General features: G+C 63.1%; 19 protein-coding genes. 10 read left to right on the top strand and 9 right to left on the bottom strand.

The window, feature by feature from the left end; translation table 11 throughout:
- Positions 1 to 12 precede the first annotated feature (12 nt).
- On the bottom strand, positions 13 to 207 hold the full coding sequence (locus ACPRTJ_RS26100) for a hypothetical protein (RefSeq protein WP_043861727.1): 195 nt from the start codon (positions 205 to 207) through the stop codon (positions 13 to 15).
- 269 nt (positions 208 to 476) lie between these two features.
- Between ACPRTJ_RS26100 and ACPRTJ_RS26095 the strand changes: the two genes are divergently transcribed.
- Genes ACPRTJ_RS26095 through ACPRTJ_RS26085 form a run of 3 tightly spaced genes read left to right on the top strand, consistent with a single transcriptional unit; the run spans position 477 to position 3,502 of the window.
- The gene (locus ACPRTJ_RS26095) at positions 477 to 1,640 is read left to right on the top strand and encodes a two-component system sensor histidine kinase NtrB (RefSeq protein WP_043861728.1); all 1,164 of its coding nucleotides are present in this window, start codon (positions 477 to 479) and stop codon (positions 1,638 to 1,640) included.
- Between the two features lie 4 nt (positions 1,641 to 1,644).
- The gene (locus ACPRTJ_RS26090; RefSeq protein WP_043861729.1) at positions 1,645 to 3,090 is read left to right on the top strand and encodes an ATPase domain-containing protein; all 1,446 of its coding nucleotides are present in this window, start codon (positions 1,645 to 1,647) and stop codon (positions 3,088 to 3,090) included.
- A gap of 19 nt (positions 3,091 to 3,109) precedes the next feature.
- Positions 3,110 to 3,502 carry a response regulator gene (locus ACPRTJ_RS26085; RefSeq protein ID WP_426427626.1) on the top strand — a complete coding sequence of 131 codons (393 nt, stop codon included), beginning with the start codon at positions 3,110 to 3,112 and terminating at the stop codon, positions 3,500 to 3,502.
- Between the two features lie 48 nt (positions 3,503 to 3,550).
- On the opposite strand, the gene csrA is transcribed toward ACPRTJ_RS26085, so the two are convergent.
- The 8 genes from csrA to ACPRTJ_RS26045 form a co-directional block, all read right to left on the bottom strand.
- Positions 3,551 to 3,748: a carbon storage regulator CsrA gene (gene csrA, locus ACPRTJ_RS26080; RefSeq protein ID WP_043861731.1), complete on the bottom strand. Its 198-nt coding sequence runs from the start codon at positions 3,746 to 3,748 to the stop codon at positions 3,551 to 3,553.
- A gap of 315 nt (positions 3,749 to 4,063) precedes the next feature.
- Positions 4,064 to 5,101, bottom strand: a complete 1,038-nt coding sequence (locus tag ACPRTJ_RS26075) for a DNA topoisomerase IB (RefSeq protein ID WP_054914302.1) — start codon at positions 5,099 to 5,101, stop codon at positions 4,064 to 4,066.
- 52 nt (positions 5,102 to 5,153) lie between these two features.
- Positions 5,154 to 6,242, bottom strand: coding sequence for a molybdenum ABC transporter ATP-binding protein (modC, locus tag ACPRTJ_RS26070; protein WP_078481840.1), 1,089 nt, complete (start codon positions 6,240 to 6,242; stop codon positions 5,154 to 5,156).
- A gap of 3 nt (positions 6,243 to 6,245) precedes the next feature.
- Complete coding sequence (gene modB / locus ACPRTJ_RS26065) at positions 6,246 to 6,926, bottom strand: molybdate ABC transporter permease subunit (RefSeq protein WP_043861734.1); 681 nt, start codon at positions 6,924 to 6,926, stop codon at positions 6,246 to 6,248.
- Positions 6,926 to 7,684, bottom strand: coding sequence for a molybdate ABC transporter substrate-binding protein (gene modA, locus ACPRTJ_RS26060; protein WP_236176155.1), 759 nt, complete (start codon positions 7,682 to 7,684; stop codon positions 6,926 to 6,928). The genes modB and modA overlap by 1 nt, the downstream gene beginning before the upstream one ends.
- 78 nt (positions 7,685 to 7,762) lie before the next feature.
- On the bottom strand, positions 7,763 to 8,836 hold the full coding sequence (locus ACPRTJ_RS26055) for an NAD(P)H-dependent flavin oxidoreductase (RefSeq protein ID WP_353228398.1): 1,074 nt from the start codon (positions 8,834 to 8,836) through the stop codon (positions 7,763 to 7,765).
- 26 nt (positions 8,837 to 8,862) lie between these two features.
- Positions 8,863 to 9,033, bottom strand: a complete 171-nt coding sequence (locus ACPRTJ_RS26050) for a hypothetical protein (protein ID WP_088514404.1) — start codon at positions 9,031 to 9,033, stop codon at positions 8,863 to 8,865.
- Between the two features lie 4 nt (positions 9,034 to 9,037).
- Positions 9,038 to 9,340, bottom strand: a complete 303-nt coding sequence (locus ACPRTJ_RS26045) for a DUF1883 domain-containing protein (RefSeq protein WP_426427622.1) — start codon at positions 9,338 to 9,340, stop codon at positions 9,038 to 9,040.
- A 155-nt stretch (positions 9,341 to 9,495) separates the two neighbouring features.
- Here ACPRTJ_RS26045 and ACPRTJ_RS26040 point away from each other — a divergent pair, with 155 nt between their 5' ends.
- The 7 genes from ACPRTJ_RS26040 to ahpF all read left to right on the top strand — a co-directional run bounded on the left by ACPRTJ_RS26040 (position 9,496) and on the right by ahpF (position 16,505).
- Positions 9,496 to 9,849 carry a hypothetical protein gene (locus tag ACPRTJ_RS26040; RefSeq protein ID WP_043861738.1) on the top strand — a complete coding sequence of 118 codons (354 nt, stop codon included), beginning with the start codon at positions 9,496 to 9,498 and terminating at the stop codon, positions 9,847 to 9,849.
- Positions 9,850 to 9,995: 146 nt separating this feature from the next.
- Positions 9,996 to 10,646, top strand: a complete 651-nt coding sequence (locus ACPRTJ_RS26035; RefSeq protein ID WP_043861739.1) for a c-type cytochrome — start codon at positions 9,996 to 9,998, stop codon at positions 10,644 to 10,646.
- Positions 10,647 to 10,708: 62 nt separating this feature from the next.
- On the top strand, positions 10,709 to 11,557 hold the full coding sequence (locus tag ACPRTJ_RS26030; protein WP_370409331.1) for a c-type cytochrome: 849 nt from the start codon (positions 10,709 to 10,711) through the stop codon (positions 11,555 to 11,557).
- Positions 11,558 to 11,752: 195 nt separating this feature from the next.
- Entirely contained in the window at positions 11,753 to 12,592 is an 840-nt protein-coding gene (galU, locus tag ACPRTJ_RS26025) for a UTP--glucose-1-phosphate uridylyltransferase GalU (RefSeq protein WP_043861741.1), read from the top strand.
- Positions 12,593 to 12,690: 98 nt separating this feature from the next.
- The gene (gorA, locus tag ACPRTJ_RS26020; RefSeq protein ID WP_054914308.1) at positions 12,691 to 14,046 is read left to right on the top strand and encodes a glutathione-disulfide reductase; all 1,356 of its coding nucleotides are present in this window, start codon (positions 12,691 to 12,693) and stop codon (positions 14,044 to 14,046) included.
- Between the two features lie 215 nt (positions 14,047 to 14,261).
- Complete coding sequence (ahpC, locus tag ACPRTJ_RS26015) at positions 14,262 to 14,825, top strand: alkyl hydroperoxide reductase subunit C (protein WP_043861743.1); 564 nt, start codon at positions 14,262 to 14,264, stop codon at positions 14,823 to 14,825.
- A gap of 117 nt (positions 14,826 to 14,942) precedes the next feature.
- Positions 14,943 to 16,505, top strand: a complete 1,563-nt coding sequence (ahpF, locus tag ACPRTJ_RS26010; RefSeq protein ID WP_054914309.1) for an alkyl hydroperoxide reductase subunit F — start codon at positions 14,943 to 14,945, stop codon at positions 16,503 to 16,505.
- Positions 16,506 to 16,585: the final 80 nt, after the last annotated feature.

The following is a 16,585-nucleotide window of genomic DNA, read 5'->3' as shown; positions in this document are numbered from 1 at the left end:
GCGTCTCCGGGGCTAGGGTTCGATGCGGTCGGCCACGCTGCGCAACTGGTCGATCGATGCCTGCAGCCCATTGATGCTGCGCTGCACTTCCAGGGCATCCTGCGGGTGGGCCGAGTGCTGCAGGTAGCGCGCATGCCCGGCCATTTCGCGCGCGATCTGCTCCAGATCGGCGGCGGTGTGCTCCAGGTCATCGTGAATGCCTTTCATCCTTGCATCTGTGGTCAACGTCCTTCCCCCGGTTGCGCTTGCACCTGTGGACTATAACAAGTTGCCCCCCGGCCCGGAACGATTTCCCCGGGCACTGCCCGGATAGGTGAGCACCCGTTGACACCGGGCAATCACTGCGCCACTGTTCCGCCAGTGATTTATCGTTCACGTCCTGCAGGTCGATACGACTGTTTCGAAATTACGGAATTGCAGAGGCACCCGGTTGTCTACCTTCTCATTGTCCTCACTGCGGTGCCTGCGGGTTTGCCATGGATTCTTCCCAGCGCTCTGACCTTCAAACCATGCACGCCAGCCGCTATGAGCAGTTGGTGCAGACCGTTGCGGACTACGCCATCTATATGCTCGACCTCGAGGGCCATGTGGTGTCGTGGAACCTGGGGGCCCAGCGCATCAAGGGCTACAACGCCGACGAGGTCATCGGTCGGCACTTCTCGATGTTCTTCACACCGCAGGATTGCGCCGAAGGCCGGCCTGGCTGGTTGCTCAATCGTGCGCTGAGCACCGGCGGGGCACAGGACGAAGGCTGGCGCATGCGCAAGGACGGCACGCAGTTCTGGGCCCTGGCGGCACTGGATGTGATTCGGGACGAGCAGGGCGAGGTGGTCGGGCTGGCGAAAATCACCCGCGACATCACCGATCGTCGGGAAGCCGCATTACAGTTGGACGCCATGCGTGCGCAGCTGTTCCAGTCGCAGAAGCTGGAAGCCCTCGGCCAGCTTACCGGGGGCATGGCCCACGATTTCAACAATCTGCTCACGATCATCATCGGCTCGGCCAAGCTGGCCATGACCTCTCGCGACCCGCAGCGTACCGAGCGCCTGTTGCAGCATATCGTCGATGCCGGCGAACGCGGCAGCCAGGTGACCCAGCAGTTGCTCGGGTTCGCCCGGCGCAAGGTGCAAAGCACAAGCCGGGTCGATGTGGCGCAGTTGGTCCGGGCGAGCCAGGCGTTGCTGTCCCAGGCGCTGCCCAAGGGCATCGAATTGCAGGTAGATATCCAGGGCGAGGTATCGGATATCGAGGTGGACAGCGGCCAGTTGCAGATGGTGCTGCTCAACCTGATCTTCAACGCCCGTGACGCCATGGATGCCGAGGGGCGCATCGAACTGGTTGCACGCAACCAGGTGCTGCAGGGGGAGTGGGACGGACTGGTTGGCGATCATGTGCTCATCAGCGTGCGCGACCCCGGACGTGGTATCGATGCTGCGGTGTTGCCGCGCATCTTCGAACCGTTTTTCACCACCAAGAGTTTTGGCAAGGGAACCGGCCTGGGGTTGAGCCAGGCCTACGGTTTTGCCAAGCAGAGCAACGGTTGCATCAGGGTCGAGAGCGAAAGCGGTCGCGGCACCTGCATGACCCTGTGCCTGCCGGCATGGCAGCCACCCCAGCCCGACAACCTTCAAAGCGAGTGAACCTATCGTGGAGCAGCTCAAGCGTCTTGCTACAGGCATCGAAGGTCTGGACGACCTGCTCAAGGGCGGCCTTGTGGCCGGCTCGTCCTATATCGTCCAGGGTCGCCCGGGCTCGGGCAAGACCATCCTGGCCAACCAGTTGGCGTTCAACCATGTGGCCACGGGCGGGCGGGTGCTGGTGGCGACGCTGCTGAGCGAGTCCCATGAGCGTCTGTTCCAGTACCTGTCCACCCTCAGCTTTTTCGACCCTGCGCTGGTGGGCAACCAGCTGCAGTTCGTCAGTGCCTTCGATACCCTCGAAAGCGAGGGGCTGGAGGCGGTGGTCAAGCTGCTGCGCGGTGAAATCGGCCGCCAGGGCGCCTCACTGCTGATTGTCGACGGCCTGCTCAATGCACGTTCACGCGCCGAAAACGTGCTCGACACCAAGAAGTTCATTTCAGAGCTGCAAGGCCATGCCGCGTTTGCCGGCTGCACCTTGCTGCTGCTTACCAGTTCGCGCCTGGATGACGGCAGCCCGGAACACACCATGGTCGATGGCGTCATCGAGCTGGGCGAGGACCTGTACGGCGCACGTTCGGTGCGACGCATCCAGTTGCGCAAGACCCGCGGCAGCGGGGCGCTGTCCGGGGTGCACGAATGCGAGATCACCGAGCAGGGGCTGAAGGTGTATCCGCGCCTTGAAGCACTCTACAGCCACCCCTCCAGCCCGGGCAGCGAGGTGTTGACCCGCGTCGGCACGGGCCTGGCCAGTCTCGATGGCTTGCTGGGCGGGGGCTTTCCCAGCGCTTCGGTCTCACTGGCGATGGGGCCGTCGGGTATTGGCAAGACCTCCCTGGGCCTGAGTTTTCTGGCCGGTGCCACAGTGGCCGAGCCGGGCCTGCATTTCGGCTTCTACGAGACCCCGCAGCGCTTGCGCATCAAGGCCAGGGCCATCGGTATCGATCTGCCGGCACTGGAGAAAAGCGGGGCGGTGCACCTGGCCTGGCAGCCCACTACCGAAGGGTTGCTCGATGGCGTGGGCGCCCGTTTGCTCAGCCATGTACGCAAGCACCGCATCAAACGGGTGCTGATCGACAGCCTGGGCGCGTTTGCCCGGCTCGCCACCAACCAGGGGCGGCTCAACGAGTTCTTCCGTGCGCTGATGGGCGAGCTGCGTGCCGAGGATGTGACGGTGTTGGCGACCTGGGAGATGCGCGACCTGTTCGGCTCTGAAATCAACGCACCCGCGTCGGAGCTGTCGTCGATCGTCGACAACCTGTTCCTGATGCGTTTCGTCGAGCTGGACGCCGAGCTCAAGCGCTTGCTGTCGATCCTCAAGGTGCGCGACAGTGAATACGATCCGGCCCTGCTGGAGCTGGTCATCCGTTCGACAGGCATCGAGCTCGACAAGGCGTTCGTTCAGGCGAGCGCGGTGATGTCGGGCACCGCTTCATCGGCGCAAGGAGCATGAAAGCCCTGGGCTGGCAGCCATGAGCACGATTCTGGTCGTGGACGACGAGTATGTGATCGCCGATATCCTGGGGTATGCCCTGGAGGACGCCGGCTACAAGGTCGAGAAGGCGCCCAATGGCAAGATGGCCCTGGACGTGCTGGAGAAGGTGCGAATCGACCTGGTCATCACCGACTACATGATGCCGATAATGAATGGCGAGGAGTTGGCCAAAGCGATTCGCAGCAATGCGCAGTTTGCGGACCTACCGGTCATTCTCATGAGCGGGGCCCAGGCAAGTATCGGCAAAGCCATACCTGACCTGTTTTCTGCAGTGTTCGACAAGCCGTTCGATACTGCCAGCATGGTGGCCAGGGTCAGGGCATTCATCGGTGTGGCGGAGGCCGGGCGGGATACGCCAGAGCTTCAGTGAACCGTGTTGCCGGGACCAAGCGCATCCGTGCGACTCGATTAGCCCTGGTTACTGGTGATCATCCCCCTTCTCCGGCGCCGGGCTGCCGGCTTGAATGCGCTTGTAAATCTCTTCACGGTGCACCTGGACATCTTTGGGTGCATCGATGCCGATCCTCACTTGCATCCCCTTGACCCCTAGAATGGTGACCTTGATGTCATCATTGATGACGATGCTTTCGCCAACTTTGCGGGTGAGTATCAGCATGTACTTCTCCTTGGTAACTTTGAATGCCTTGCAGGCGGTAGCTGCACAGGCCGGGTGTGCGCGGTGGCACAGCCGTCTTTCCCTTCATTAAAGACGCATTCGATGGAAATTAATTCCCCGAGCACAAGATTCTGTTGAGGTCTTTAGTCACAGGTTCCGATTGGGCAGATGGGCAATTACGCACAACCGGTATCGCCCATGGACGCAAGCATAGGGGGCTTCAACGCATATGGGAAATTTCTCTGCCTGATGGGGGATATGTCTTTTTTCTATGGTACGGCGGCGTTTAAAAAGTAGGGTTATTTAATGTGCTAGTTAATGATTTTCATTCGTATCGCATGCATTCAATGTCATGAGAAAACGTGCCAGGGCCACCTCGGCCAGCTCCATGCGCTGGCGCGCCCGTGGCCGTGGCAGCGCGTGGAGCTCGCCCAGCACGAAGCGCTCCAGCAGCGCCGGGTGCACATAGCTGCGCCGGCATACGGCGGGGGTATTGCCCAGTCGCGACGCCACCTGCTTGAGCATGGCCACGATCTGTCGGCGCGCTTCGGTTTCCGGTTGCCATTGCAGCTCGCGCAGCAACTCCAGCGCCAGCGCGCTGCCGGCCCAGGTGCGATAGTCCTTGGCGGTGAAGTCGGCACCGGTCAATTGCTGCAGGTAGGCGTTCACGTCCGCCGAACCGACGGTGTGACATTGCCCCAGCGCGTCCTGCCACTGGAACAGGTCCTGGCCCGGCAGTTCCAGGCAGCGCTTGACGATGCGTGCCAGGCGCCGGTCCTTGAGGGTCACCTGGTGCTCGATGCCGCTCTTGCCGCGAAAGCGAAACCGTATTGCGCTGCCTTCGACCTGCACATGGCGAGTGCGCAGCGTGGTCAGCCCGTAGGAGCGGTTGTCGCGGGCATACTGACGGTTGCCCACGCGGATCAGCGTGTTGTCGAGCAGGCTGACCACCAGTGCCATGACCTTTTCGCGGTCCAGGCCGGGCCGCGCCAGGTGCTCGTCGAGTTGCTTGCGCAGCCTCGGCAGGCGTTTGGCGAAGGCCAGCATGCGGTCGTACTTGTGGCTGTCGCGCAGTTCGCGCCAGTCGGGGTGATAGCGGTACTGCTTGCGACCACGTGCGTCGCGTCCGGTGGCTTGCAGGTGGCCGCGCGGGTCGGCGCAGATCCATACATCGGTATAGGCCGGCGGTATGGCCAGCGCCTTGATGCGGGCCAGGGTATCCGGTGCGGTGATGCGCTGGCCGTGCGCGTCGAAATAGGCGAAGTGCTTGCGCAGCAGGCGCCGATGGAAACCGGGGCGGCTGTCATCCACGTAATGCAGGCCACTGGGCAAAGGGGGCAGGTCGACACTCATGCTGGGCGCTCGCGTAGGGGCTCTGACGATGGACAGCAGCCGTTCGCGCAAGTTAGCCCAGCAATGCCACCGATTTTATCTGCGCCCACAACTGCTGGCCTTCGTGCAGCCCCAACTGGTCGCTCGAGTAGCGCGTCACCCGCGCCAGCAGGGCTGTGCCATCGGCGTCCAGGCTCACCAGCATCTGCGCCGGGTTGTCACCGGCGCGCAGCGCGCACACGCGCACCGGCAGGCGGTTGAGAATGCTCGAACGGCTGTCGTCGGCCAGGCTCAGGCTCACGTCGCGTGCCTGGACCTTGACCCGCAGGCGCGCCCCCGGGGCCAGCGCCTCGTGGGTGAGGCGCAACCTGAGGTCGCTGCCCGGCAGTTTCAGGTCCAGCAACTGGTAGGCCGCGTCGTGGGCGTCCACCTCGCCCTCGATGACCACCCCGGCGTCCTCCTGCAGGGCCAGCGGCAGGTCCAGGCGGGCCAGGGTCTGGCTGATCGGCCCGCTGGCCTGCACCTTGCCCTGTTCGAGCAGCACCAGGTGATCGGCCAGGCGCGCCACTTCGTCCTGCGCATGGCTGACGTAGATCAGCGGGATCTGCAACTGGTCGTGCAGGCGCTCCAGGTACGGCAGGATCTCGCGTTTGCGCGGGCCGTCCAGGGCTGCCAGGGGTTCGTCCATCAGCAGCACCTTGGGGCTGGTGAGCAGCGCACGGGCGATCCCCACGCGCTGTCGTTCACCGCCCGACAGGGTGTCCGGCTTGCGCGCGAGCAGGTGGCTGATGCCCAGCAGCTCGCAGGCGTGCTCCAGGCCGACCTGGCGCTGGTGCTGGGCGATGCGTCGCCAGCCGAAGATCAGGTTGTTCTTCACGCTCAGGTGGGGGAACAGGCTGGCTTCCTGGAACACATAGCCGATGGGGCGCTGGTGGGGCGGCATGAAATACTGGCGTGCGGAATCCTGCCAGACCTCGCCATTGACCTCGATGTAGGCCTGGTCGGCCCGCTCCAGGCCTGCCAGGCAGCGCAGGCAGGTGGTCTTGCCCGAGCCCGAATGGCCGAACAGGGCGCTGACACCGCGCCCGGGCAGTTGCAGGTCGACATCCAGCCGGAAATCGTCGAAGGCCACCTGCAACCGGGCCTGGATCAATGCACTCATCGGTCAGCTCCAGGCCGGCTTGCCGCGGCGGCTGGCGTACAGCGCCAGCAGCACCAGGAACGAGAACACCAGCATGGCGCCGGCCAGCCAGTGGGCCTGCATGTACTCCATGGCCTCGACATGGTCGAAGATCTGCACGGAAACCACGCGGGTCTTGTCGGGAATATTGCCGCCGATCATCAGCACCACGCCGAACTCGCCGACGGTGTGGGCAAAGCCCAGGATGCTCGCGGTAATGAAGCCAGGGCGGGCCAGGGGCAGCACCACGCTGAAAAAGCAGTCCCACGGGCTGGCGCGCAAGGTGGCAGCCACCTCCAGCGGGCGCTCGCCAATGGCGCTGAACGCGTTTTGCAGCGGTTGCACCACGAACGGCATCGAGTACACCACCGACCCGATCACCAGGCCTGTGAAACTGAACACCACGGTGCCCAGGCCCAGCGCCTGGGTGGCCTGGCCAAGCCAGCCGTGGGGGCCCAGGGCGATCAGCAGATAGAAGCCGATCACCGTGGGCGGCAACACCAGGGGCAGGGCCACGATCGCCCCGATCGGCCCGCGCAGCCAGGAGCGCGTGCGCGCCAGCCACCAGGCGATCGGGGTGCCGATCAGCAGCAGGATCAGGGTAGTCAGCGACGCCAGCTTGAACGTCAGCCAGATGGCGCCCAGGTCGCCGGCGTCCAGTGGCATCAGAGTTCGTAGCCGAACGACTTGATCACTTCAGCGGCCTTCGGGCCCTTGAGGTAATCGACCAGCGCCTTGGCGGCGGCGTTGTCCTTGCCCTTGTTGAGAATCACAGCGTCCTGTTTGATCGGGTCGTGCAGGTCGGCTGGCACGATCCAGGCCGAGCCGTTGCTGACCTTGCCGTCCTTGTAGATCTGCGACAGGGCCACGAAGCCCAGCTCGGCGTTTCCGGTGGAAACGAACTGGAACGCCTGGGTGATGTTCTGGCCTTCGACCAGCTTGCCCTTGGTGGCCTCGGTCAGGTTCAGCTTGGCCAGTACCTGCGTGGCGGCCAGGCCGTAGGGCGCGGCCTTGGGGTTGGCGATGGACAGGTGCTTGTAGTCGTTTTTCTTCAGGACTTCGCCCTTGTCATCCACATAGCCCGCTTTGGGCGACCACAGCGCGAGGGTGCCGATGGCGTAGGTAAAGCGCGAGCCCTTGACGGTTTCGCCTTCGTTCTCGAGTTTTTCGGGGGTGGTGTCGTCGGCCGACAGGAACACCTCGAAGGGCGCGCCATTCTTGATCTGCGCGTAGAACTGCCCGGTAGCGCCGAAGGAGGCGACCAGCTTGTGGCCGGTGTCCTTTTCGAAATCCTTGGCAATAGCCTGGATGGGCGCGGTGAAGTTGGCCGCGACGGCCACCTGGACTTCATCGGCCCAGGCGCTGTTGAGGGTCAGCATGCCGAATACGGCGGTCAGGGCAAAACGAGGGGCGCGCATTCTCATCAAACAGCTCCATGTGCATGAGGTAATCGTTATGCATTGGAATATATAGCGATTGCCCGACAAACGGAAAGATCTGTTTTACCGTGACATCAATGCCAGCGCCTTTTCTGCCAGTTGGCGCGTCAGTTCGGCTGCCGGCAGGGCTTGGCCAAGGCGCAGCGCCTGGCCGGCCCACAGGTTGCTGAAATCGCTGTTGCCCTGCGGCTCGCTGATGGCGCGAAGGGGCATCAAGGCGCCGCCGGCCAGGGGGAAGGCAGGGGCCAGGGGGCTCATCGGGCCCAACTCACGCATGATGCGGGTATTGATGCCGCGTGCCGGGCGCCCGGTAAACAGGTTGGTGAGCGCGGTATCGCTGGCCTGTGCGCTGTGCAGTGCCTGGCGATGCGCGGCCGACACCTTGGCCTCGGGGCAGAACAGGTAGGCGGTGCCCACCTGAACGGCCGAGGCGCCCAGTGCGAAGGCCGCCACAACACCGCGGGCATCGCCGATGCCGCCAGCCGCGATCACCGGCACCTTGACCGCATCGGCCACCTGGGGCACCAGCGCCAGGGTGCCGATCTGGGTGGTGAGGTCATCGCTCAGGAACATGCCGCGGTGCCCACCTGCTTCATAGCCCATGGCGATGATCGCGTCGCAGCCATGGGCTTCGAGCCAGCGTGCTTCCTCGACCGTGGTGGCACTGGACAGTACCTTGGCCCCGCTGGCCTTGACCCGCGCCAGCAGCTCGGGCGCAGGCAGGCCGAAGTGAAAGCTCACCACTGCAGGCTTGCAGTCTTCCACCAAGGCACAGCCCGCTTCGTCGAAGGGCGCGCGATTGGAGGCCGGGGTGGTGGCGCCGAAGTCGGCACCCACTTCTTCGTAGTACGGCTTGAGTGCCTGCTTCCAGCGGATTGCACGTTCGCCATCGGTGGCGGGTGGCCGATGGCAGAAGAAATTGAGGTTGAGCGGGCCGCGACTGGCCTGGCTGAAGGTCGCGATCTCCTGGCGTATCTGCTCGGGGGTGAGCATCGCGCATGGCAGCGAGCCCAGCCCCCCGGCGTTACTGACCGCGATGGCCATGGCCGACCCCGTGGCGCCCGCCATCGGTGCCTGGATGATGGGCAACTCGATACCGAGCAGGTCGAGGATACGTGGGTCCGGCCATTGGCTCATCGCGGGGCTCCTTGTGTGGGCGTGGGTTACAGCGCCTTGCTTACCTTGATGTCGGTGATCTTGCTGAAGTCTTCGCCGTGCAGTTTGCGCAAGGCTTCCTCGACCTGCTGTGGCGCCGTGCTGCTGAGCACGGCGAAGTCGAAACGACGCTCGCCGTCGAGGTTGTACTTGATGACGTACTTGATGTTTTCGCTCATGGGGTTATCTCAGCTTCGACGACGAACGGCGGATGATCTTGATCGTGTGGGTGAAGGTCGGCTTGCTTACCGCCGACAGGGCACGGGGGCCAACAGTGTCGATGGTGATGTTCCAGAAGCCGTCGCTGGGCACGGTGATCTTCGCCGGGAAGTTGACGAAGGCGCCGCCGTGATAGGTATGCCGGCCGCCATTCTTGAAGCTGCGGAAGTTGGCATCGTTCATCAGGCGGATATTGCAGCGCTGGGAGCAGTGGATGACGACGATGTCGTCTTCATTGAGGTGCTCGCGCTGGTGTACGAATTTCATGTCGCTCTCCGCAAGGGATCTTTTGGCAAATCAAAACGATAGCACGATGTCGGGTTACACTGTGGGGCTGAGTGCCAAGGCCAGAGATAAAACTGCCAATCCAGGGAGCAAATCGGCCTGGCCATGGTCCAACGGTTTTTTATGGAGGGGTACCGATGAAATGGGTTGTACCAGCGCTGGCAGTTGCGCTGACCGGTTGTGCCAATGTAGCCGAAATCGAACAGAGCCCCGAGACCATGAGCGTGATCTCGGGCAAGTCGCCACGCGAGTTTGCCACCTGCGTCCAGCAAAAACTGGCCGATAGCCGTGGCCCGCTGACCATCGAGGAGCGGGGCAGCGGCCTGCGCGTGGTGGTACCGCAGAAGCTCTCGGACAAGTCCCCGGCTGCAGTGCTGGAGATCAGCGAGCGCTCGAGTGGCAGCGCGGTCAAGTTGCATGAGCGGTTGAGCAATTTTCCCCTGCGCCCGGGGGATGTCAAAGCGGCTGTGAGCGTGTGCATCTCCAAGTGATTGCGTGAGCCGCGTTTAAACGATTCAGTGGTTGTCCCTGCATTTTTCTGTGCCTGCCCGCGTTGTAGCGCTGGCCGGATAGGCCTAGTATCGGTAGGCTTATATTTTATAAGTCTAAGCTTATAACAAGAAAAATGGAGTCCGTGATGATCCCACTGGATCGAATCCTGATAGGCAGCCTGCTGTTGCTTTCAATGCAAGCCGCCACTGCCGCCGATGGCCAGAAGATATTCACCCAGGGAGGGGAGAACCCCTCTGCCATGGCCTGCATGAGCTGCCATGGCCCCGATGGCCTGGGCATGGCCGCCGCCGGCTTCCCACGCCTGGCTGGCCTGCCGGCCGCCTATGTGAGCAAACAGCTCAAGGACTTTCGTGACGGCAGCCGCAAGCAGCCGATCATGGAGCCGCTGGCCAAGGCCCTGAGCGACGCCGAGATCAGCGCCATCAGCGCCACGCTGGCGGCAATGCCGGTACCGCCCACCCCTGATACCCGTCGCCAGCAGATGGCAACCGACCCGGTCGAGTCGCTGGCGCTTTACGGCGACTGGAGCCGAGGCATCCCCGGGTGCGTGCAATGTCACGGGCCGGGTGGTGTGGGGGTAGGCGAGCACTTTCCGCCATTGGCCCACCAGCCTGCCAGCTACCTGGCCGGGCAACTTGACGCATGGCGCGACGGCCGGCGCAGCAACGACCCTAACCAGTTGATGGTCGGTGTCGCCAAAGCCCTGACCGATACCGAGGTCAAGGCGCTGGCTGAATACTTTGCCACCCGCGCCAGCCAGGAGGCCGCCAAATGAATCGCTTGCTACTCACTACCCTGACCCTGTTCATGGGCGGCGTTCAGGCGGCCCCGATCGCCATGGAAGACCAGTCGCAACTGAAGGTGGCGCCGGCCAGCACGCCGGCCAGCTTCAAGCCCCCCGCCGAAAGCGAGTTGCCCGACAACGCCTTCGGCAAGATGGTGCGCGACGGCTATGCGCTGTTCGTCGACACCAAGCGCCTGGCCCCCGAGTATGTGGGCAACGGCCTGAACTGCAGCAACTGCCACCTGGATCAGGGGCGGCTGGCGCATTCGGCGCCGCTGTGGGGGGCTTACCCGATGTACCCTGCCTATCGCAAGAAAAACGACAAGGTCAACACCTTTGCCGAGCGTATCCAGGGCTGCTTCCAGTTCAGCATGAACGGCAAGCCGCCGGCGGCCGACAGCCCCGAGATGACGGCGTTGTCGGTGTATGCCTACTGGCTGGCGAGCAAGGCACCGATCGGCGTCGAGACACCGGGGCGTGGCTACCCGGAGGTCGACAAGCCTGCGCAGGGCTATGACATCAAGCGCGGTGCCCAGGTGTACCAGCAGCAGTGCGCCATCTGCCACGGCGACAGCGGCCAGGGCCAGAAGGTGGCCAAGGACTATGTGATGCCACCGCTGTGGGGCAAGGACTCCTACAACTGGGGTGCCGGCATGCACCGCATCAACACGGCGGCCTCGTTCATCAAGCACAACATGCCGCTGGGCAAGCCAGGCACGCTGACCGACCAGCAGGCCTGGGACGTGGCGGCCTTCATCAACGCGCATGAGCGCCCTCAGGACCCGCGCCTGGTCGAAGGCTCGGTGGAAAAAACCCGGCTCAAGTTCCACGCCAATGACGGCGTCAACCTCTACGGCCAGAAGGTCGATGGGGTGCTGATCGGGCAGGGCACAGGCGGCTAGAACGCTCGCCCATCCGCGTATCCAGGCCTGCCTGCGGGCCTGGATACGCGGATTATTTGCAACCTGCGGGAACTATCTACACTGAGTTTTTCTCTATCATTCATTCGGCCGGGCCACGGGGGCATTGTAAGCGCATCGCCGCCTGATTAGACTGCGCCGAATTTCGTACTGCACAGCCCCTTGTTAAGGACGTTTATGATCAAGAAATGCTTGTTCCCGGCAGCCGGTTACGGCACCCGCTTCCTGCCAGCAACCAAAGCCATGCCAAAGGAAATGCTGCCAGTGGTGAACAAGCCACTGATCCAGTACGGCGTTGAAGAAGCGCTGGACGCTGGGTTGAACGAAATCTCCATTGTCACCGGCCGCGGCAAGCGCGCTCTGGAAGACCATTTCGACATCAGCTACGAGCTGGAAAACCAGATCAAGGGCACCGACAAGGAAAAGTACCTGGTCGGTATTCGTCGCCTGCTCGACGAGTGCTCGTTCTCCTACACCCGCCAGACCGAAATGAAAGGCCTGGGCCACGCGATCCTGACCGGTCGCCCGCTGATCGGTGACGAGCCGTTTGCCGTGGTGCTGGCCGACGACCTGTGCGTCAACCTCGATGGTGACGGCGTGCTCAAGCAGATGGTCAAGCTGTACAAGCAGTACCGCTGCACCATCGTTGCGATCATGGAAGTCGACCCGCAGGAAACCAGCAAGTACGGTGTGATCGCCGGCGACCTGATCGGCGACGACCTGTACCGTGTACGCAACATGGTCGAGAAGCCAAAGCCGGAAGACGCCCCGTCGAACCTGGCGATCATCGGCCGCTACATCATGACCCCGGACATCTTCAAGCTGATCGAAGAGACCGAGCCGGGCAAGGGCGGTGAAATTCAGATCACCGACGCCCTGATGAAGCAGGCCCAGGACGGCTGCGTGATTGCCTACAAGTTCAAGGGCAAGCGTTTCGACTGCGGTGGCGCCGAGGGTTACATCGACGCGACCAACTTCTGCTTCGAAAATTTCTACAAGACCGGCAAGGCCTACTGAGTTCACTCGGTCGGTTGCGTCACAAAGCCACCTTCGGGTGGCTTTTTTGTTTATGGGCCTGGCTGGCGGTATGCTGGCGGCCTGCCAAGGAGACTGATATGGCCTACGATTTTGATCTGTTCGTGATTGGCGCCGGTTCCGGCGGTGTGCGTGCAGCACGTTTTGCTGCCGGTTTCGGCGCAAAAGTGGCGGTGGTCGAAAGCCGCTACCTGGGCGGCACGTGTGTCAACGTCGGCTGCGTGCCGAAAAAACTGCTGGTGTACGGCGCGCACTTTGCCGATGACTTCGAGCAGGCGGCAGGCTACGGCTGGTCGCTGGAAGATGCACAGTTCGACTGGGCACAGCTGATCGCCAACAAGAACCGTGAAATCGAGCGGCTCAACGGCATCTACCGCAACCTGCTGGTCAACAGTGGCGTGACCCTGCTCGAAGGCCACGGCCGCCTCACCGGGCCCCATGAGGTCGAGGTGGACGGCACGCGCTACAGCGCGAAGAACATCCTGATCGCCACCGGCGGCTGGCCACAGATTCCGGACATCCCCGGGCGCGAGCTGGCCATCAGTTCCAACGAGGCGTTCTACCTCAAGACCTTGCCCAAGCGTGTGCTGGTGGTGGGGGGTGGTTATATCGCGGTGGAGTTCGCCGGAATCTTCCAGGGGCTGGGCGCCAAGACCAGCTTGCTCTACCGGGGCGACCTGTTCCTGCGCGGCTTCGATGGCGCAGTGCGCACGCACCTGAAGGAAGAGCTGGAAAAACGCGGTCTCGACCTGCAGTTCAACAGCGATATCCAGCGTATCGACCAGCAGCCCGATGGCAGCCTCAAGGCGACCCTCAAGGATGGTCGCGAGCTGATTGCCGACTGCGTGTTCTACGCCACCGGCCGGCGCCCCATGCTCGATAACCTGGGGCTTGAGAACACCGAAGTGCAACTGGACAAGCGCGGCTACGTGCAGGTCGATGACCAGTACCAGACCGACGAGCCGTCGATCCTGGCCATTGGCGATGTGATCGGCCGCGTGCAGCTCACTCCGGTGGCCCTGGCCGAAGGCATGGCCGTGGCGCGGCGCCTGTTCAAGCCGGAGCAGTATCGCCCGGTGGATTACCGGAACATCCCGACGGCGGTGTTCAGTCAGCCGCCGATCGGCACCGTGGGCCTGACCGAGGAGCAGGCGCTGGAGGCGGGGCACAAGGTGCAGATCTTCGAAAGCCGCTTCCGGCCAATGAAACTGACCCTCACCGACGTGCAGGAGAAGACCCTGATGAAACTGGTGGTCGATGCCGACACCGACCGCGTGCTGGGCTGTCACATGGTCGGGCCGGATGCCGGCGAGATCATCCAGGGCCTGGGCATCGCGCTCAAGGCCGGGGCGACCAAGCAACAGTTCGACGAAACCATCGGTGTGCACCCGACAGCCGCGGAGGAGTTCGTGACCCTGCGTACGCCTACGCGCTAAGCGGTGCCTCCAGCGCGGGTCAAGCCCGCTCTCACAGCGATTGCAACGGTCGTGGGAGCGGGCTTGGCCCGCGATTGCATCAACATAAATCGTCTATCTGAACTGAGCTTTATAGCCAAAACCAATCACCAGCATCAGCTTTGCCAATGAGCGCTATCGGCGATGAATGGTTAGGATTCTCCCATCAAGTTTTTCAACCCTGAGGAGAGTCACCGATGCCTATCATCAACAGCCAGGTCAAACCGTTCAACGCTACTGCCTACCACAACGGCGAATTCGTCCCTGTTTCCGAAGCCGACCTGAAGGGCAAGTGGTCCGTGGTGTTCTTCTACCCGGCCGACTTCACCTTCGTCTGCCCGACCGAACTGGGCGACCTGGCCGACAACTACGCTGAATTCAAGAAGCTGGGCGTGGAAATCTACGGTGTGTCGACCGACACCCACTTCACCCACAAAGCCTGGCACGACACCTCGGAAACCATCGGCAAGATCCAGTACCCGCTGATCGGTGACCCGACCCACGTCATCTCGCGCAACTTCGACGTGCTGATCGAAGAAGCCGGCCTGGCCGACCGCGGTACCTTCGTGATCAACCCTGAAGGCCAGATCAAGATCGTCGAACTCAACGACGGCGGTGTAGGCCGTGATGCCAGCGAGCTGCTGCGCAAGGTCAAGGCTGCCCAGTACGTCGCTGCCCACCCAGGCGAAGTCTGCCCGGCCAAGTGGAAAGAAGGCGAAGCTACCCTGGCGCCATCGCTGGACCTGGTCGGCAAGATCTAAGACCGTGAACCAGCCGAGGGCGGGCCACCGCACCTGAAGTCTGTCCCGCCCCGCAAAACGCCCGGGCGACTCTGCCCGGGCGTTGTTTTTTCTACCGTTTGAAAAGGAATCGCCCGTATGTTGGACGCCACGCTTAAAACTCAGTTGAAAGCCTACCTGGAGCGGGTCACCCAGCCGATCGAGATCGTTGCCTCCCTCGACGACGGCGCGAAGTCCCGTGAAATGCACGACCTGCTGCGGGAAATCGCCAGCCTGTCGGATCTGATTACCTTGCGCGAGGACGGTGCCGACGCCCGTCGCCCGTCGTTCTCGCTCAATCGCCCGGGGGGCGATATCAGCCTGCGCTTTGCCGGCATCCCCATGGGCCACGAATTCACCTCGCTGGTGCTGGCGCTGCTGCAAGTCGGTGGCCACCCCTCCAAGGCGAGCGCCGAGCTGATCGAACAGGTCGCCGGGCTCAAGGGTGAGTTCAACTTCGAAACCTACTTCTCGCTGTCGTGCCAGAACTGCCCGGACGTGGTGCAGGCGCTGAACCTGATGGCGGTACTCAACCCCAGCGTGCGCCATGTGGCCATCGACGGCGCGCTGTTCCAGGCCGAAGTCGAGGCACGCCAGGTGATGGCAGTGCCCAGCGTCTACCTCAATGGCGAGGTGTTCGGCCAGGGCCGCATGGGCCTGGAGGAGATCGTCGCCAAGCTCGACACCGGCACCAGCGAGCGCCAGGCCGAGAAACTCAACGCCAAGGACGCCTTCGACGTGCTGGTGGTCGGTGGTGGGCCGGCAGGCGCGGCAGCAGCGATCTACGCGGCCCGCAAAGGCATTCGCACCGGCGTGGCTGCCGAGCGCTTCGGCGGGCAGGTGCTGGACACCATGGCCATCGAGAACTTCATCTCCGTGCAGGAGACCGAAGGGCCGAAGCTGGCCATGGCGCTGGAAGAGCACGTCAAGCAGTACGACGTCGACATCATGAACCTGCAGCGCGCCGATGCGCTGGTGCCGGGCCAGGACGGCGCGCTGCACCAGGTGCGCATGGCCAACGGTGCCACGCTCAAGGCCAAGACCGTGATCCTGGCCACCGGCGCACGCTGGCGCGAAATGAACGTGCCGGGCGAAAAGGAGTACCGCAGCCGTGGCGTGGCCTACTGCCCGCACTGCGACGGCCCGCTGTTCAAGGGCAAGCGTGTGGCGGTGATCGGTGGTGGCAACTCCGGTGTGGAGGCGGCCATCGACCTGGCCGGCATCGTCGCCCATGTCACGCTGATCGAGTTCGACAGCCAGTTGCGTGCCGACGCGGTGCTGCAGCGCAAGCTGCACAGCCTGGCCAACGTGACCGTGATCACCAGCGCCTTGACCACCGAAGTGCTGGGCGACGGCCAGAAGGTCAACGGGCTGCGCTACAAGGACCGCAACAGCGACGTGCAGCATGACATCGCGCTGGAAGGGATCTTCGTCCAGATCGGCCTGCTGCCCAACACCGATTGGCTCAAGGGCACCCTCGAACTGTCGCCCCGTGGCGAGATCATTGTCGATGCGCGGGGCCAGACCAGCGTGCCGGGCGTGTTTGCCGCCGGTGACGTGACCACGGTGCCCTACAAACAGATCGTGATCGCGGTGGGTGAGGGGGCCAAGGCGTCGCTGGCAGCGTTCGACCACCTGATCCGTACCAGCGCTCCGGCCTGAGGCGCATCGCCGGCCTTGCCGGCCTGTGACGGTGCAACAACGCAAAAGCCCTGACAGGTCAGACTGTCAGGGCTTTTGCG

Origin of the sequence: Pseudomonas palmensis (assembly GCF_049942755.1) — a bacterium.
In the GTDB taxonomy this organism is placed as follows: Bacteria; Pseudomonadota; Gammaproteobacteria; order Pseudomonadales; family Pseudomonadaceae; genus Aquipseudomonas; species Aquipseudomonas palmensis.
This window is presented reverse-complemented; position numbering and strand designations above follow the sequence as displayed.

Excerpts from the sequence above, each read along its gene's own strand:
- ACPRTJ_RS26100 (WP_043861727.1), bottom strand. The coding sequence starts at position 207 with ATGAAAGGCATTCACGATGACCTGGAGCACACCGCCGCCGATCTGGAG.
- ACPRTJ_RS26095 (WP_043861728.1), top strand. The coding sequence starts at position 477 with ATGGATTCTTCCCAGCGCTCTGACCTTCAAACCATGCACGCCAGCCGC.
- ACPRTJ_RS26085 (WP_426427626.1), top strand. The coding sequence starts at position 3,110 with ATGAGCACGATTCTGGTCGTGGACGACGAGTATGTGATCGCCGATATC.
- csrA (WP_043861731.1), bottom strand. The coding sequence starts at position 3,748 with ATGCTGATACTCACCCGCAAAGTTGGCGAAAGCATCGTCATCAATGAT.
- ACPRTJ_RS26075 (WP_054914302.1), bottom strand. The coding sequence starts at position 5,101 with ATGAGTGTCGACCTGCCCCCTTTGCCCAGTGGCCTGCATTACGTGGAT.
- modC (WP_078481840.1), bottom strand. The coding sequence starts at position 6,242 with ATGAGTGCATTGATCCAGGCCCGGTTGCAGGTGGCCTTCGACGATTTC.
- modB (WP_043861734.1), bottom strand. The coding sequence starts at position 6,926 with ATGCCACTGGACGCCGGCGACCTGGGCGCCATCTGGCTGACGTTCAAG.
- modA (WP_236176155.1), bottom strand. The coding sequence starts at position 7,684 with ATGAGAATGCGCGCCCCTCGTTTTGCCCTGACCGCCGTATTCGGCATG.
- ACPRTJ_RS26055 (WP_353228398.1), bottom strand. The coding sequence starts at position 8,836 with ATGAGCCAATGGCCGGACCCACGTATCCTCGACCTGCTCGGTATCGAG.
- ACPRTJ_RS26050 (WP_088514404.1), bottom strand. The coding sequence starts at position 9,033 with ATGAGCGAAAACATCAAGTACGTCATCAAGTACAACCTCGACGGCGAG.
- ACPRTJ_RS26045 (WP_426427622.1), bottom strand. The coding sequence starts at position 9,340 with ATGAAATTCGTACACCAGCGCGAGCACCTCAATGAAGACGACATCGTC.
- ACPRTJ_RS26040 (WP_043861738.1), top strand. The coding sequence starts at position 9,496 with ATGAAATGGGTTGTACCAGCGCTGGCAGTTGCGCTGACCGGTTGTGCC.
- ACPRTJ_RS26035 (WP_043861739.1), top strand. The coding sequence starts at position 9,996 with ATGATCCCACTGGATCGAATCCTGATAGGCAGCCTGCTGTTGCTTTCA.
- ACPRTJ_RS26030 (WP_370409331.1), top strand. The coding sequence starts at position 10,709 with ATGGAAGACCAGTCGCAACTGAAGGTGGCGCCGGCCAGCACGCCGGCC.
- galU (WP_043861741.1), top strand. The coding sequence starts at position 11,753 with ATGATCAAGAAATGCTTGTTCCCGGCAGCCGGTTACGGCACCCGCTTC.
- gorA (WP_054914308.1), top strand. The coding sequence starts at position 12,691 with ATGGCCTACGATTTTGATCTGTTCGTGATTGGCGCCGGTTCCGGCGGT.
- ahpC (WP_043861743.1), top strand. The coding sequence starts at position 14,262 with ATGCCTATCATCAACAGCCAGGTCAAACCGTTCAACGCTACTGCCTAC.
- ahpF (WP_054914309.1), top strand. The coding sequence starts at position 14,943 with ATGTTGGACGCCACGCTTAAAACTCAGTTGAAAGCCTACCTGGAGCGG.